Here is a 16,652-nt window from a genome sequence, read left to right as displayed (position 1 = left end):
GTTGAAATCGTTGGTCTTAAAGAAAAAGCTGAAAGCTATGTAGTAACTGGTCTTGAAATGTTCCGTAAAACTTTGGACTCCGCAGTAGCAGGTGACAACGTTGGTGCACTTCTTCGTGGTGTTGACCGCAAAGACATCGAACGTGGTCAAGTATTAGCTAAACCAGGTTCTATTCACCCACACACTAAATTCAAAGGTGAAGTTTACGTATTAACTAAAGAAGAAGGTGGCCGTCATACTCCATTCTTCTCTAACTACCGTCCACAGTTCTACTTCCGTACAACAGACGTAACGGGCGTTATCGAACTTCCAGAAGGTACTGAAATGTGTATGCCTGGTGATAACATTACTATGAGCATCGAATTAATTACACCAATCGCTATTGAAGCTGGTCTTCGTTTCGCTATCCGCGAAGGTGGCCACACAGTAGGTGCTGGTGTTGTTACTGAAATTGTTGAAGGCTAATAACAATAGATTACGGTTGTATTAACCTTTAGATTACAATTATGTATTCTCTCAATTAGAGTGCTATATAGTTGTTGATAGTTGAAGAGACACCGCTTGAGGATTACCTTGGGCGGTGTTTTTGATTATTTTTAAAATTACGCTTGACATGGACAAATGTTTTTCGTATAATAAGTTCAATCTTATAAATGTGCTGAGTACAGATAAAAGTGATGATGAAAGAAAGTAGCTCTATAAGGCATGCGCAGAGAGCCGTTGGTTGGTGTAAAACGGCAGTGATTATAGTGTGAAGTTCCTTTCTGAACTGCAAAGCTGAAATAGAGTAGGCTGAGCCGGCGTGGTTGTCGTTAGAAGAACTATGAGTTGGTCGATTCGAGATAATGAGGGTGGTACCGCGGAATTTCCGTCCCTTGGTGCTACGCTCTTTTTTTATTATCCAAAATCGTCAATGAGGGTGGTACCGCGATTCGTCATCGTCCCTTTTTTAGGGGCGATTTTTTATTTCTAACTTTGAGAATGAAGAGAGTATGTTAAGTCTAGTTAGGCGGACGGGCCGGTGATATGCCCCAATCACCATAGCGAAAGGAGCGAAAAATGACAATTTCAACTGTGATTGTAGGGCTGTATGTGGTATTACTCTTTGTTATTTCTTGGGTATCGCGTCGTTTAACGACGGGGAAAGCTGAAAATTATGTATTAGCAGGTCGTCGCATGACAACGCCATTGATTACTGTTTCAATTGTAGGCTTAGCAGTAGGTGGCGCCTCAACAATTGGAGTGGCAGAACAAGCGTATATGAAAGGGATTTCGGCTGGCTGGTATACGGCTGCTTGGGGGCTTGGTGCGATTGTGATGGGCCTTACAGTGGCTAAACGATACCGTCGTTTACAAATTACAACAGTGCCTGAAATGTTAGAACGGTATTATGATAAGAAAAGTCGAATTGCAGGCATTGTAATCCAGATCTTAGTGCAACTTTGTGTAATGAGTTTGCAGTATGTAGCTGGTGGCACCATTTTAGCCGCTCTATTGCCTGAAGTATTTACGGTAACAACTGGTATGATTATGAGTGCCGTTGTGTTCATCGGTGTTACTATGATGGGGGGCATGTGGTCAGCTAGTATTTCCAACTTGTTAAATGTTACGCTTAAGTATATCGGTATTGCAGCAGCGGCTTATATGGCAGTGCATTTAATGGGTGGTACGGCAGCCGTAGAAGCGCAGGCACCGATGCCTCATATGTTTGATTTAGTAGAAGGCGTTGGGGGTTTAACTATTTTAACTTGGGTAGTTACTTTGATTACCGTTAATTTATCGTTACAAAGTATTATTCAAATTTCCTTAGGCGCTAAAACAGTGGGGGTCGCTCGTAAAGGATTTATTCTTGGTGGTTTGATTATGCTTCCTATCGGGTTCGTTAGTGCGTATTTAGGTGTTATTGCAGCGGAGTTATATCCTGGGTTATCCCCTGCATTAGCCTTACCTAAGTTAATTGTTTCTTTACATCCTTTATTAGCAGGATTAACCTTAGCTGCTCTTTGGGCCGCAGATGTGAGTACGGCTTGTAATCTTTTGTTAAGTTCAGGGACTTTGTTCTCTCAAGACATTTATAAACGTTTCATCAACCCAAATGTAACCGATGAGCAGTATACATTGATTACCCGTATTGCTATTGTTGTCATGGGTTTATTAACCTTCACATTTGCTTTGACGATTAGTGGCATTATTGCTACTTTAATGCAGGGATTGAGCTTAATGGCTGCATTTTCGGTGATTGTGTTGATGACATTATTCGCGCCAAAATATTGTAGTCGTATAGGTGCATTCTACACATTAGTAGCCGCAGTAGTAACTTTAATTTTATGGAATATTGCTCCAGTGGTACGAATTGTACCGCATGTAATTTATTTAGAATGGATTGTATGTGCTATTACATTTGGTGTTTGTACTTTAGTTAGCAAACGTTCTATCGTTGTTGATGAAGCTTTGCAAGGGGAAGCGGCTTCTGAAAAGGGTATGGTTGGTGTAGATATTTAGGCTAAGTAATTTTAGTCGATTTTGGGGAATTTAATAGTAAGGGTTAAGATAAAAGCCATTTAATGCAAATCGTTGGGCGTTGAGAAACCACGAATTGTGATTAAATGGCTTTTTATTTTTATATTGTAAGGAGTAGGTTTTAAAATATATGTGGCTAAAAACAAGTGAATTTTTATTTTGTGGCTTAAAATTTTAGAAATAATGGAAGTCATTTTAGGAGCTTTTAGAAAAATTGAGGGAAATTTTGAATGATTTTTAAGAAAATTTGTGTGTAGTAATATAGATGAAAGTCCAGTAAATATAAGGATTTTTGAGACTGAGTATTAGAAGAATGATATGAAAATAAATTTTTATTAATTAAATTGCGCAAAATATAGTTGACAACAATTAAAAAATTGTGTACAATTAAATTATCGAAAGAGAGATAACCGGTGATACTCGATAAGTTAACATTTAAGTAATTTAGAATTGAAGTAAGGTAATAAGTTAGTAAGGTAATAAGTTAGTAAGTTAGTAAGTTAGTAAGTTAGCAAGTTAGTAAGTTAGTAAGTTAGTATTAAAGTAGACGTTAATTAAGTGAAACGCAGTAAGTTATGTGTAAAGGAGACAATATCATGGGCGTATACGATTACAGTGTATTAGATAAAGCAGGTAAAGAAGTTAGTTTAAAAGAATTTGAAGGTCAAGTATTAGTAATTGCTAATACGGCTAGCAAATGTGGTTTTACACCACAATATGAAGGCTTGGAAGCTTTATATAAAGAGTACAAAGATCAAGGATTTTCTGTCATAGCTGTTCCTGCTAATGAATTTTTAGAGCAAGAGCCAGGTTCTAATGAAGAAGTGCAGAGCTTTTGTAAATTAAATTATGGCGTAACCTTCCCGGTGATGGGGAAAGCTGTAGTTCGTGGTGCTGATGAAATCCCTTTATTCAAATATTTAACAGCACAACAAGGTTTTAAGGGGTTCAAAGGGGAAAAAGCAGACTTTTTGAATAACTTTTTAAAAGAAAAATTCCCAGAATTTTTAGGCGATGATTCGATTAAATGGAATTTTACAAAATTCTTGATTAATCGTAAAGGTGAAGTCATAGGGCGCTTTGAACCAACTGAAGAGCCAGCAGCCATGGAAGAGGCTATTAAAGACGCTCTTGCAGAATAAAAATAGAGTTTTATAGTAATACAGCAGAATAAAAAGTAGAGTTTTATGTAATACCGGCTGGAGCCGTTAATATAGATAGAAGTAACAATAGAATATGAGCATATCGCGATAATGAAGGAGCGTTCTTACTGATAAGGAGAGCGCTCTTTTGCTATGTTTATTTAGGAGGAATTAAACTATCTGTTGTATTTATTTAGTTGTATCTATAGTTATCTAAGATTGTTTAGTATATCTATTTTTATCTATGTTTATTTAGCAGGATATTTCATGTTATAATAAATAATTAAGATGTTGATTGCTCAAGGAGGTTGTGCCGTGACACGAAATGAAATATTAAATGGCTTACAATCGCTTCGGGCGAAGGAAGTAAGTCGAATTGAAAGCAATCCTCACAAACCATTTAAAGTGGGGTTAGTGTATCCTAATACATATTTTGTTGGCATGAGTAATTTGGGACTACAAATTATTTATGAAGAAATTAATGCAAGACCTACAAGTTGTGGGGAACGATATTTTTTACCACCTAATTCAGAATTGCGTGATTATGAAAAGCATCGTTTGCCGTTGATGAGTGTGGAAACGCAACGGCCCTTATATGAATGTGATGTAATCGGTTTTGATATTACTTTTGAAATGGATTATTTTAACATTCCTACCTTATTAAAATTAGGCCGTGTGCCAGTAAAACGAATTCATCGCATTGAACGGGATCCCATTGTTATTGCAGGTGGCCCTTGTGCTACCTTTAATCCTGAACCAGTATCTGATTTTATTGATGCATTTATTATTGGTGAAGGTGAAGAGTTAGTTTCGCATGTGTTGTCAGTAATTGAACAAGGGCGCAATGAACAATGGTTGCGCTCTGATATTTTACTTGCTTTAAGTAAAATCACGGGTGTATATGTGCCGGCCTTGTATGAGCCTCAATTTGATGACAGTGGGCGCTTTGCAGGCTATCACTTGGCTGAAGGTATAAGTGGTACCGCAGAAAATGTTGCAGTTACGGTAACAGAGAATACAAAAAATACTAATTCCACAGTTAGTACAGGTTGTGTAGTGCCTAAGGTGACACGACATTGGAAATCTCTTGATACAGTTGGTGAAACAGTTATTGCTACAGATTTTACTGAATTTGGGGCAATGTATATTGTTGAAGTAGCCCGTGGGTGTGGTCGTCACTGCCGTTTCTGTATGGCTGGCTATTGTTATCGAACGCCGCGCGTACGGCGTCTTGATTTGTTAAAAGCGGGCGTTGATAGAGCGGCGGCATTAAATAAAAAAGTAGGTCTCATGGGGGCAGCGATTTCAGACTATCCTGACATTGATGAATTAGTGACATATATTCGTTCTAAAGGGCTTCGCTATTCTTGTGCGTCATTGCGTGCTGACTCATTAACGCAGGCGGTGGTAGATGGTTTAGCGGCAAGTGGACAGCAAACGATTACGATTGCGCCCGAAGCGGGCAGTGATCGCTTGCGCCGTGTTATTAATAAAGGGATTTCAAATGAAGACATGGCAAAAGCGGTAAAGTTGGCGGCTAAGGCCGGTATACCTCACATTCGTTTGTATATTATGGTTGGGTTACCAACAGAAACAGAAGAAGATGTGATGGCTATTGTGAGTATGGCGGAAGATGTATATGCCTATATGCAAGAGGCTGGTTGCAAAGGTCGTTTAACCTTAAGTGTTAATCCGTTTATTCCTAAACCATTTACGCCGTTTCAGTGGATGCCAATGGCCCATCAAAAGGATGTAACTAAGAAGCTTAATACAATTAAGAAAGCGTTGAGTAAAAACCGACGTATTGAAGTGTTAGTAGAATCACCTAAAGAAGCCTATATTCAGGGCGTATTAGCGCGTGGCGATCGCCGTTTAGGCGATATTATTTTGGCGGCTGTTGAAGCGGGGGGACCAAAACAATTTAAAAAGGCTTGTAATGAGTATGCGTATGATATGGATGAGGCTTTATATAGAGAGCGAGAGTTAACAGAGCCTCTGCCTTGGGATATGTTAGATATGCAATTAGCTGAGGGCTATTTAGCGGCTGAATGGCAACGTAGTTTGACAGAAGTGTATACCCCGCCTTGTCAAGAGGGGTGTAAACGCTGTGGTGTTTGTGTAGGATGAGGTGAAACCTATGGCACGGCAAAATAGAACAGTAATTCGTGAGGGGGGCGGATTCCCTGGACGGCCTTTTGAATTTGAAGCGGCTACAGCATTAACTGGATTTTCCCTTATGCATGGGGTAACACGACGTTTTGGTGGCGTATCTCAAAAGCCCTTTGAGTCGTTTAATTTGGGGTTGCATGTAGGGGATGAGATGGAACATGTGTGGGAAAATCGGAAACGTTTAGCTAAACATTTGCGAGTAGCGCCTGAAATGCTAACTTGTGCTCAACAAGTACATGGCACACACATTTCAGAAGTGACAAAAGAGCAGGTAGGTGCAGGCGCTTTTCAGATGGATACGGCAATTCCTGATAGCGATGCGTTGATAACGAATCTAATCAGCGTGCCTTTATTGTTATTGGTCGCTGATTGTGTGCCCGTGTTAGTTTATGATCAACGTCAACATGCTATGGCCGTTATTCATGCTGGCTGGCGAGGTACGATTGGACATATACCAGTGCGTACTATAGAGGCTATGGGCGATGCTTATGGTACGAAACCAGAAGATTGTCATGTTTATTTAGGTCCATCCATCCAATATGAGTCGTTTGAAGTGAGTGAAGAATTGGCGGATTTATTTAGGCAAGCGGCACTCGTTCCAGAACAGATTGTAGGCTATAAATATCGGGCGGATAAAGGTATTCAGACCCCGCGGGTGAATTTACAGCAATTTATTGTACAAGAACTGCGTCAGTTAGGTGTACCTTGGCAGCAAATTACCGTGTCTACTTCCGATAGTATGACGGCCCCAGCTTGCTACTCTTATCGACGTGAATTTGGCAAAACGGGGCGCATGGCTTTGTTTGCTATGTTAACAAATTTAAAATAAGTGGAAATGTGATTCTTTTTTACTATAAAGTCCATTATTTGTTAAAATTTGGGGAATGTGTTATAATTTAGGAAAGAAATAGTCGGAGTAGAGACGTTAAACCTACTTCCAGTGGTCGGATGGAGACTGAAAACCCATTCCATGGCAGAGATAACTGTGTAAAATCAAGAAAAAGAGGGGTAATTACCCCTCTTTTTCTTATGTAAGGGGACATAAAATGAGCTCATTTAAGGAAAATATAAGGCGGAAGTTAATTGTTGGTGCCAATATATACGCGAATAATTTTTTGAATCAAGAGTATTTGATTTATTCGCGCCTTTTCAAATATAAAAAGTATTATATCTTGACAGCTAAAGAAGACAATTTTTTACATTTAACAGGAGTTACTGGGAATTTAGAACCTAAAAATTTTTTTGAAAAATGTCTGACGGAAACATTGTCTGTAGATGATTTTGAAATTTTCTCTAAACAGCAAAAGGGTTCTGTTAGACGAAAGGTTGCTGTATTAGAATCGGCTTGTCAAATGTTTAGTCAAGAATTGGTAATGGCGGAAGAATATTTTGAAAAAAATAAGATTCGTTGTGTCTTAGCTTCTTCAGATGGTGGATGTACTTTAGGGTTTACTGATACGAGAATACATGTTCCGCAGACTTTACTTAAAGGAAATGTATTAAAATATCCAGTACCGATAGAGGCAATTTTATCACGTAAGACGGGGGAAGAGCGGTTTGAAAATATTATTTTTAAAAGAGATGATGTAGAGCTTCAAGAGATTTTTTCGATATAAAGTTGACTTATATAGTTGCCTAATTTGAACTAAATATAAAAAATTTATAAAAATAACCTTAATATATACAGCGTTTCTCATATTTTCATTGGCATTTTACTTAAAGTATTATATAATATTATCGCATGAAAGTAATTTTTTACATGCACTGACAGGTGTTAGCCGGTGCATATAGGGGGTAGGCTATGATAAAAGATGCGTTAGAAGCTGTGCAAAAGCGTATGCAAGATGCTATGGCACAAGCGGGTAGACATGATGCAGTAACACTCATAGCAGTAACTAAGAATCATCCTGTAACAGCGGTGGAAACAGTGGCTCAACTAGGTGTTCGCACGGTAGGTGAAAATCGAGTACAAGAAGCAAAAGAAAAGATTTTAACCTATAAGGGACCAGAATTGGACTGGCATTTGATTGGTCATTTGCAAGTAAATAAGGTTCGGCAAGCAGTGCCGCTATTTTCTTTAATACATTCTGTCGATAGCAAGAAGCTACTAGATGAAATAAATAAAGTGGCCATTAAATGTGATAAAATACAAGATATTTTATTACAAGTTAATGTGGCACGAGAAGAAAGTAAATCGGGGTTGACGGTGGAAGACTTTCCAGAAGTGCGCGATTATGCGAAGACATTGCCAAATGTTAGAGTTAAAGGGTTGATGTGTATGGCGCCTTTTTTCGAAAATCCGGAAGAAGCTCGTCCTATTTTTCGAGTAGCCCATGCACTCTATGAAGATATGAAGTCCCAATTCCCAGAAGGACAGATTTCGTATTTATCAATGGGGATGACCCATGACTTTGAAGTGGCTTTAGGAGAAGGCGCGAATATGATTCGCGTTGGCACCGCAATTTTTGGTAACCGAGTATATAATTAATGGCTTAGCGCAATGTAGGAGGGTTTATAAATGAGCTTTAATTGGAGCAACATCAAAAAAATGTTTGTTGTAAATGATCGGGATGATTACGATGAAGAGACTTATGAAGATAATTTAGGTCCTGAATATGATGAGCCTGCACATCAGGTAGCTCAGACTAATTCTACCAGTTCTGCATTCCGTCCCGCAAAAACAGGAGGATATAACACCGTGGCACAGCGTCCTAATGCAATGAAAGTAGTAATTGTTGAACCAACTGTATTTGAAGATTCTGAAAAGATTACTAATGAACTTCGTGATATGCGTCCAGTTGTTATTAACTTTGAAAAAACAGACCCTCATGAAGCGGCTCGTATTGTAGACTTTGTAAGTGGTGCAACCTTTGCATTAGATGGTAAATTAGAAAAAATTGGTAAAGATATTTTCATTTGCGTACCTGTGAATGTAACTGTAGATTATAACGACAAAAGTTACAGTGATTTATCTGAAACATTTGCGTGGAAAGAGCCACAAATCTAATAGGAGCTACTATGTTAGGACAAATTTTATTTGTGGGGGCAGGAGCCATGGGAGGCGCTATATTACGTGGCGCCTTGCAGGCCAAGTTAATTACGCCTGAGCAGGTACAGGTGCTTGTTAGAACACAGGCTAGTGCTGAGGCGTTACAAACTGAATTAGGTGTTAAGGCCAGTGTTGAATTGCCTGATTTGAATCGGTTCAACACGATTATTTGGGCTGTCAAACCACAAGTATGGCCGCAAATAGTATCTCAATTTAAAGCGATTCCAGCTGGTACAGTGTGCTTGTCAGTAGCAGCAGGGATTAATTTAGCGACCCTAGAGGAGGCTTTACCACAGGCTGTTTGGTATCGTGCTATGCCTAATACGCCTGTTGCTGTTGGTGCAGGTTTAACTGCTTTAGCAGTAGGAACTAAGGGCACAGAAGAAGCTACGGCAGATTTTTGCCAATTATTCAGTGCTATAGGTGAAGCTGTTGTTGTAACAGAAGCTGATTTAGAACGCTTAACAGCTATCTCGGGTTCCGGCCCAGGCTATGCATTTGTGATTATGGATGCGTTGGCTGATGCAGGTGTTCGTCTTGGGTTAACGCGTCCGTTAGCTATTAAGGCGGCTGCCTATACCTTGTTTGGAGCGGGTAAAATGGCTCTTGAAACAGGTACTCATCCAGCTATTTTGCGCGATCAAGTGACTTCCCCTGGTGGTACGACAATTGCTGGGATTGCTGCTATGGAAAAAGCTGGACTCCGAACCGCTATGCAAGAGGGGGTAGTTGCTTGTTATGAACGCTCCTTTGAGTTAGGCAAGAAGTGAAGGAGGATTTGTGAAAGATAAAGAGAAATTAATTCGTTATTTTGAAGCATCTGGCAATGGTGAAGAAGCACGCCGTATGCTCGATTTAGCCGAGCAAGTGGTAGGTGGTAAACCATTTCGGGTGACTGAGTTTATGTCACCAGCTGGCCTTGTTATTGCAGATGCAATTAAAGCTAATTTGCCACAGTTGCGTGTGGAATTTGGCGGTGGCTATGAAGGAGCCGAGCGCATACGGGTAGCATTTGTAGCAGCAGATTTTCAAGGAACTGTTGATATAGGTATTAGTGCTTTAAAAGTTTCTTGGGATCCGCGGTTTCGCTTGTTAACCCATCGTGATGTGTTGGGCTCGCTCATGGGTTTGGGTATTGAGCGCACTAGTTTTGGCGATATTATTATGCAAACTGGTGGTGCCCAGTTAATTGTTGACTCTGCAATGGCAGACTATGTGAAACAAAATTTTACAAAGATTGCTATGGTTTCTGTATCGGTAGACGATATGGATTTGGCAGAGATTCAACCGAAAGAAGAAAAAATTAAAGAAATACGAACTACAGTCGCTTCTTTGCGCTTAGATGCAGTGGCATCTTCTGGATTTAGTGTATCTCGCACTAAAGTAGTGAGCTCTATTAATGCTGGGCTTGTTCAAGTGAATTGGCAACCAGCTAAAGGGCCAGCACAAGAAGTAAAAGAAGGAGATATTATATCTCTTCGTGGTCGTGGACGAATGAAGATTGAGGCCATCACAGGCACATCTCGTAAAGGACGTATTGGGGTATATCTCAAACGTTTCATGTAATAGGAGGTAAGCTATGATTACACCAATGGATATTCACAATAAAGAGTTTGAGAAAGGCTTTCGTGGGTACGATACAGCATCAGTTGATGCGTTTATGGCTGAATTAGTTCATGACTATGAAACACTTTATCGCGATAATCGTGAAATGACAGATAAAATTGAGCAATTAGAAAAACGAATTGCTCAATATGAACAAATGGAAGCAACCATGAATAATACACTTGTATTAGCGCAAGAAACAGGGGAAAATGTAAAAAATGCAGCTCGCAAAGAGGCTGACCTTATTATTCAGGAAGCAGAACAACAGCGTAAATTGATTTTAGAAGATGCAGAACGTAGTTTGCGTGAAGGTCAAGAAAAATACGCTATTATTCGTAATGAAGTTGCCGTATTTAAGGCTCGTATGGAATCTATTTTAAACTCTCAATTACAATTATTAGATGGCTGTGTACTAGGTGATAGTTCAGTACAAGTTGAATCTGTTGATATTGAAGAAGTGATTGCCGCTGTAGCCGAAGATAACTCTACGATTCATAAACATGCTGGTGTTGATCAAGCTGTGCTTGAAGCAAATGCTGCTGGTGATGCAGTGGCTGAAACAAACGCAACAACTAGTGAAGACGCAGAAACAACAGAAGAAACAGCTACAAATAAATAATTACACATTTTATCATGTAGTATCAATCGGCTTGATCTTATATCAAGCCGTTTTTGATATAAGGAACATATGAAAAATATTCATAGCTAATAGGAAGTGAGGTCCTAATGATTACAATGGCGATGCGCCTTACGGGTAAACGCTGCGTTGTCATTGGCGGAGGCCCGGTGGCAGCACGACGAATAGGATTGTTTTTAAATGAACAAGCTAATGTTACAGTGGTTAGTCCTACGGTAACCCCTGAAATTGCTGCTTGGGCGGCGGCAGGGCAGTTAGTGTGGATTGAGGCATCCTACTCAGAGGCCATTGATTTGCAGGTTGATTTTGTATTATTGGCCACTAGTGATAGTGAACTAAATGAGCAGCTAGCGCGACGAGCTAGGTCATTAGGGGCTTTGGTAAATCGCGCTGATAATCGTGATGATTGTGATTTTACATTTCCTGCTAATATAACAGTAGGGGATTTGCAATTTGCTATTTTTACGGGCCGGGTGAGTCCACGCCTTAGTCGTTTAATAAAGCAAGATTTAGCTAAGCGATATGAACCTGTAGCAGATATGTTACCTGCTTTAAAACAATTACGAAGAGAAGTACGACAATTGTTAGCTACACCTGCTGAGCGTGAAGCCTTTTGGCAGGCTCATCTTGGTGAAGCACAGTTGGCGATGATTATAGATGGTGAATGGAAACGTGTGGAGGAGATACTAAACAATGCAATTAGTAGTATTAGGCTTAAACCATAGAAGCGCACCAGTTAATGTGCGCGAAGTGTTTTCCTTTGATAAATCAGAAGTGGGTGATGCGTTAAACCATGTGTATGAACATGAACAAGTCGCTGAATGTGTGCTTTTATCCACTTGCAACCGTACAGAATTATATGCGGTATTAGATGATGTGGAAAAACCAAAAGAATTTATGCTTCATTTATTGCAACATTTAAAAGGTTGTGAAGATATGCATATTGAAGACGATTGGTTTTTTGTATATGAAGGGCGTGACTTATTAGGTCATTTATTTAATGTTGCCTCTAGTTTAGATTCTCTAGTATTAGGGGAAGGCCAGATTTTAAGTCAATTAAAAGTGGCTTATATTACGGCTTATAGTCGTGGTTTGACAGGACCAATTTTTAATATTGTGTTCCAGAGAGCCATTAGTGTTGGTAAAAAGGTTCGCACCCAGACGGGGATTGCCAATACACCTGTTTCAGTAAGTTATGCAGCCGTTAATTTAGCGGAAGATTGCTTAACAAAGCCTATGTCCGAGGCGAAAGTTTTGGTGTTAGGGGCAGGTGAAATGAGTGAGCTGACGGCGACTCATTTACAAGCTAAAGGGGTTAACAGTATTTTTGTATCTAACCGAACCTATCACAAAGCAGAGCAATTAGCGAAACGTTTCGGTGGAGAAGCCATTCAGTTTGATAAGTTTATCGAACAAGCGAAAGAAGCAGATATTTTAATTACTTCTACAGGCGCACCTCATTATATTATTGGCCCAGAAGAAGCTGCTAAAATTGCAGCTAATCGCCAAGGAAATCCGATTGTTATGATTGACATTGCTGTGCCACGGGATATTGATCCAGATGTGTCTGATATTTCAGATGTGTATCTGTTTAATATTGACTCCTTGGAAAGTGTAGTAGAAGCTAATAAACACCAACGAGAAGTGGAAGCGCAAAAAGCAAGACCAATTATTGCCGAGGCCATTGAAGAATTAGAAGATAAATTGGGCTACTTATCAGTACGACCAATGATGGTGTTATTAAGTGATAAAGCAGAACGGATTCGTAAACGTGAATTACATCGTGCCTTAGCTAAATTGCCAGATGCTGATGACCGTTTGCGTAAAATAATGGATAATATGAGTCGCATGATTGTTCGTAAACTATTGCGTGACCCAATGATTCGTTTTGGTGAAGTAGCCGGTAAAGACGAAGAAAATGAGTATTGGAAATTATTCCATGATATGTTTGACCTAGCAAAGGAGAGAAAATCCTTATGAGAGATATAATCCGTATTGGAACACGAAGTAGTGCCTTAGCTTTGTGGCAAGCTGAATTTGTAGGGGCAGAATTACAACGTTTATTTCCAGGTTGTCAGGTTGAACTAGTGCATCATAGCACTAAAGGGGACCGTATTTTAGAGAAGCCATTAGCTGAAATTGGTGGCAAAGGTTTATTCACAGAAGAATTAGAAGCATCTATGCGCGAAGGGGCTATTGATATTGCCGTTCATAGCTTAAAAGACATGCCTACAGAATTGCCTGAAGGGTTGACTTTAGGGGCTATTACAAAACGTGAAGTACCTTGTGATGCATTGGTTTCGCCTAAATATAAAACCTTAGATAAATTGCCAAAAGGGGCTAAAGTAGGGACTAGTAGCTTACGTCGTCAAGCACAGCTTTTACACCATCGTCCTGATCTACAAATCAGTGTATTACGTGGCAATGTACAGACTCGTTTGCGCAAATTAGAAGATGAAAATTTTGATGCCATTGTATTAGCGCAAGCTGGTTTGAAACGATTGGGTTTGGCTGATCAAATTACTCAAGTATTTACGGCTGATGAATTAATTCCAGCTGTAGGACAAGGGGCTTTGGCTATTGAATGTCGCAGTGACGATGAAGAAATGTTAGCTATGCTAGCTAAATTGAATGATGAAAATACTATGTGGTGTACCCGTGGTGAACGTAGTTTTTTACGCCAATTACAGGGGGGCTGTCAAGTTCCTATGGGCGTGCATGGGACAATTCATAAAGGGCAGTTGACTTTAAAAGCGATTATAGCCTCTTTAGATGGTAAAAATTGCTATGAAGGAGAAATGACAGGGCCTAAACAGACGGCAGAAATTATTGGTCGTAATTTAGCAAAAGCACTCTTTGAAGAAGGGGGCAAACATATTATTGAAGAGTTGGTTCAGGAGGGGATTTTGCAATGACCGGTATCGTATATTTGATTGGTGCAGGACCAGGCGATTATAAATTAATTACTGTGAAAGGTCGCGAATGTATCGAAAAGGCCGATGTCATTGTGTATGATTATTTGGCTGATGAGCATTTGTTGCGTTGGGCTCGTCCTGAAGCAGAACTCATTTATGCAGGTAAACAGTGTAAGCATCATACCTTACATCAATATGAGATTAACGAATTATTGGTTAAATTTGGTAAGGAAGGCAAAATCGTTGCGCGCCTAAAAGGGGGCGACCCACTCATCTTTGGCCGTGGTGGCGAAGAAGCGTTAGAATTAGCTAAAGCTGGTGTTCCTTTTGAATTTGTCCCTGGCGTTACTTCTGGTATTTCGGCGCCAGCATATGCAGGAATTCCTGTGACACAACGTGCTATGGCTACGTCGTTTGCTATTGTAACAGGTCATGAAGATCCGACTAAAAACGAGTCTGGCATTAATTGGGAAGGCTTGGCTACGTCTGTAGATACCATTAGTTTTGTTATGGGTGTAGGTAATTTGCCTATGATTTCGCAGAAATTAATGGAATATGGTCGTCCTAAAGATACGCCAGTGGCGGTTATTCGTTGGGGCACTAAACCAATTCAGCAGACATTGATTTCCACCTTGGAACATGTAGCGGCGGATGTTAAAAATGCTGGGATTAAACCACCATCTATTATTACGGTCGGTGATGTAGTGAATTTACGTGAATCCTTGCGTTGGTTTGACAATAAACCTCTCTTTGGTAAAACAATTATGGTAACACGGGCTCGTTCTAAAGCTAGTGTTTTAAGCGAACAATTAGAAGCATTAGGTGCTAATGTTATCGAAGCAGCAGCTATTAAGACGCAGGCCTTACCACTAGAGCGCAAAACAGAGGAGATTTTATTAAATTCTCATAATTTTAAAACGGTCATTTTTACGTCTGCCGAAGGTGTGCGCTATTACTTTAAAGCCTTGCAAACAATGGGCAAAGATAGTCGTGTGTTAGGGCAAGCTAAGCTTTGTGCGATTGGTAGTGCAACTGCTAAAGCGTTGCAAGATAAAGGCTTGTTGGCTGATATTGTACCGGCCGATTACAAGGGGGAGTCTGTAGTTAAAGCCTTGCAGCCTGTGTTAAAAGAAGGCGATAAAGTGTTACTTATTCAGCCAAAAGTAGCGCGTAAAGTCATTTATAATGGCCTTACCGAGGGTGGTATTGATGTAACCGTAGCTCGTTTGTATGAAACCTTAGTTGATGAATCACAAGCAACTACCTTGGTAGAGGCATTACAATCTGATGAGGTAGATTATATTACATTTACAAGTTCCTCAACCGTTACAAATACATTAAAACTATTAGGTGAAGCGGGGAAAGAGTTGTTGAAAAAGGCAAAAGTAGCTTGTATTGGGCCGATTACAGCAGCTACTTGTGTAGAACAGGGGATTGAACCTGATTTAATTAGTGATACATTTACCATTCCTGCTATGGTAGCCATGATACAAGCAGATGCTACTACTAAAGAATAATAGACTCATGGGGCTACTTCTTAATCAGAGGTAGCCTTATTAGTAAATTCGTACTACAATAGTAGGGTAGTATAAAATAAAAGGAGACGAGGATTTATGATAGACTTAACATATCGTCCGCGCCGTTTGCGGACAACACCAGCTATGCGTGCGTTAGTGCAGGAAACAACTTTGCAAGTAGAGGATTTAATCTATCCTTTATTTGTTGTACCTGGCACTGGTGTTAAAGAAGAGATTCCATCGTTACCTGGACAATATCATTTATCAGTTGATGAAGCTGTTAAGATGGCTAAAGAAGCTTATGAATTAGGTATTCTAGGCGTAGAAGTATTTGGTATTCCTTCCTATAAAGATGAACAAGGTTCTTCTGCTTGGGACATGGAACAGCCTGTACAGCAGGCGATTGCAGCTATTCGTAAAGAAGTGCCAGAATTAATCGTCATTGGTGATGTATGCTTATGCCAATATACTTCCAGTGGTCATTGTGGCATGATTGATCATCATGAAATTTTAAATGATGAAACTTTACCTTTGTTAGGTAAAGTGGCTGTTAGTCAAGCTAAAGCAGGGGCGCAAATGGTTGCTCCATCTGATATGATGGACGGTCATATTGCTTGCTTACGTCAGAGTTTGGATGAAGCGGGCTTTACTAATGTATCCATTATGAGCTATGCCTCTAAATATGCTAGTGCTTATTATGGCCCATTCCGTGATGCGGTTCACTCAGCACCTGAGTTTGGTGACCGTAAAAGCTACCAAATGGATCCAGCCAATCGTTTAGAGTCTTTGCGCATGATTGAACGGGATATTCAGGAAGGGGCTGACATTATTATGATTAAGCCTGCCCTTTCATATTTGGATATTGTCCGTGAAGCTCGTGATAACTTTGATTATCCATTAGCTGTATATAATGTAAGTGGTGAATATGCTATGGTAAAAGCAGCGGCTGCACAGGGCTTAGTGGATGAAAAACGAATTGTGTTAGAAACCTTGTTATCTATGAAACGAGCTGGCGCTAAAATGATTATTACCTATCATGCCCTTGATGTAGCTCGTTGGTTGCGGTAATATCTTTTCAAAGTAGTCATTGTTGTTAAT

16 protein-coding genes and 1 other annotated feature are annotated in these 16,652 nt (G+C 39.8%); all 16 genes read left to right on the top strand.

Going from position 1 to position 16,652, the window contains the following annotated elements:
* On the top strand, window positions 1–465 hold a 465-nt coding region (locus NFR27_RS09740), incomplete at its 5' end, for an EF-Tu C-terminal domain-related protein (RefSeq protein ID WP_251454729.1).
* 203 nt (window positions 466–668) lie between these two features.
* Window positions 669–879 (top strand) — a binding site (T-box leader).
* A 180-nt stretch (window positions 880–1,059) separates the two neighbouring features.
* Window positions 1,060–2,502: a sodium:solute symporter family protein gene (locus tag NFR27_RS09735; RefSeq protein WP_251443915.1), complete on the top strand. Its 1,443-nt coding sequence runs from the start codon at window positions 1,060–1,062 to the stop codon at window positions 2,500–2,502.
* 614 nt (window positions 2,503–3,116) lie between these two features.
* Window positions 3,117–3,662, top strand: coding sequence for a glutathione peroxidase (locus NFR27_RS09730; RefSeq protein WP_251443912.1), 546 nt, complete (start codon window positions 3,117–3,119; stop codon window positions 3,660–3,662).
* Between the two features lie 315 nt (window positions 3,663–3,977).
* Complete coding sequence (locus tag NFR27_RS09725; RefSeq protein WP_251443909.1) at window positions 3,978–5,789, top strand: radical SAM protein; 1,812 nt, start codon at window positions 3,978–3,980, stop codon at window positions 5,787–5,789.
* 10 nt (window positions 5,790–5,799) lie between these two features.
* Window positions 5,800–6,660 (top strand): peptidoglycan editing factor PgeF, encoded by an 861-nt coding sequence (gene pgeF / locus NFR27_RS09720; protein ID WP_251443906.1) that lies wholly within the window; start codon window positions 5,800–5,802, stop codon window positions 6,658–6,660.
* Between the two features lie 217 nt (window positions 6,661–6,877).
* A complete protein-coding gene (locus NFR27_RS09715) occupies window positions 6,878–7,447 on the top strand; it encodes a PBECR4 domain-containing protein (RefSeq protein ID WP_251443903.1) in 570 nt (189 codons plus the stop codon).
* A gap of 185 nt (window positions 7,448–7,632) precedes the next feature.
* On the top strand, window positions 7,633–8,319 hold the full coding sequence (locus NFR27_RS09710; RefSeq protein WP_251443900.1) for a YggS family pyridoxal phosphate-dependent enzyme: 687 nt from the start codon (window positions 7,633–7,635) through the stop codon (window positions 8,317–8,319).
* 30 nt (window positions 8,320–8,349) lie between these two features.
* On the top strand, window positions 8,350–8,838 hold the full coding sequence (locus tag NFR27_RS09705; protein ID WP_251443896.1) for a cell division protein SepF: 489 nt from the start codon (window positions 8,350–8,352) through the stop codon (window positions 8,836–8,838).
* A gap of 11 nt (window positions 8,839–8,849) precedes the next feature.
* The gene (gene proC / locus NFR27_RS09700; protein ID WP_251443892.1) at window positions 8,850–9,650 is read left to right on the top strand and encodes a pyrroline-5-carboxylate reductase; all 801 of its coding nucleotides are present in this window, start codon (window positions 8,850–8,852) and stop codon (window positions 9,648–9,650) included.
* Between the two features lie 10 nt (window positions 9,651–9,660).
* Entirely contained in the window at window positions 9,661–10,446 is a 786-nt protein-coding gene (locus NFR27_RS09695; RefSeq protein WP_251443889.1) for a YlmH family RNA-binding protein, read from the top strand.
* 13 nt (window positions 10,447–10,459) lie between these two features.
* A complete protein-coding gene (locus NFR27_RS09690; protein ID WP_251443885.1) occupies window positions 10,460–11,104 on the top strand; it encodes a DivIVA domain-containing protein in 645 nt (214 codons plus the stop codon).
* Between the two features lie 107 nt (window positions 11,105–11,211).
* Window positions 11,212–11,847 (top strand): precorrin-2 dehydrogenase/sirohydrochlorin ferrochelatase family protein, encoded by a 636-nt coding sequence (locus NFR27_RS09685; protein WP_251443882.1) that lies wholly within the window; start codon window positions 11,212–11,214, stop codon window positions 11,845–11,847.
* Window positions 11,816–13,102, top strand: coding sequence for a glutamyl-tRNA reductase (gene hemA / locus NFR27_RS09680; RefSeq protein ID WP_251443879.1), 1,287 nt, complete (start codon window positions 11,816–11,818; stop codon window positions 13,100–13,102). Before NFR27_RS09685 ends, hemA begins: the two co-directional genes overlap by 32 nt.
* A complete protein-coding gene (gene hemC / locus NFR27_RS09675; protein ID WP_251443876.1) occupies window positions 13,099–14,037 on the top strand; it encodes a hydroxymethylbilane synthase in 939 nt (312 codons plus the stop codon). Before hemA ends, hemC begins: the two co-directional genes overlap by 4 nt.
* On the top strand, window positions 14,034–15,554 hold the full coding sequence (cobA, locus tag NFR27_RS09670) for a uroporphyrinogen-III C-methyltransferase (protein ID WP_251443873.1): 1,521 nt from the start codon (window positions 14,034–14,036) through the stop codon (window positions 15,552–15,554). The genes hemC and cobA overlap by 4 nt, the downstream gene beginning before the upstream one ends.
* Before the next feature lie 96 nt (window positions 15,555–15,650).
* Window positions 15,651–16,622, top strand: coding sequence for a porphobilinogen synthase (gene hemB, locus NFR27_RS09665; protein WP_251443870.1), 972 nt, complete (start codon window positions 15,651–15,653; stop codon window positions 16,620–16,622).
* The last annotated feature ends 30 nt before the right edge of the window (window positions 16,623–16,652 follow it).

It is taken from the genome of Veillonella intestinalis (assembly GCF_943192895.1).
GTDB classification, from domain to species: Bacteria; Bacillota; Negativicutes; order Veillonellales; family Veillonellaceae; genus Veillonella_A; species Veillonella_A intestinalis.
This window is presented reverse-complemented; position numbering and strand designations above follow the sequence as displayed.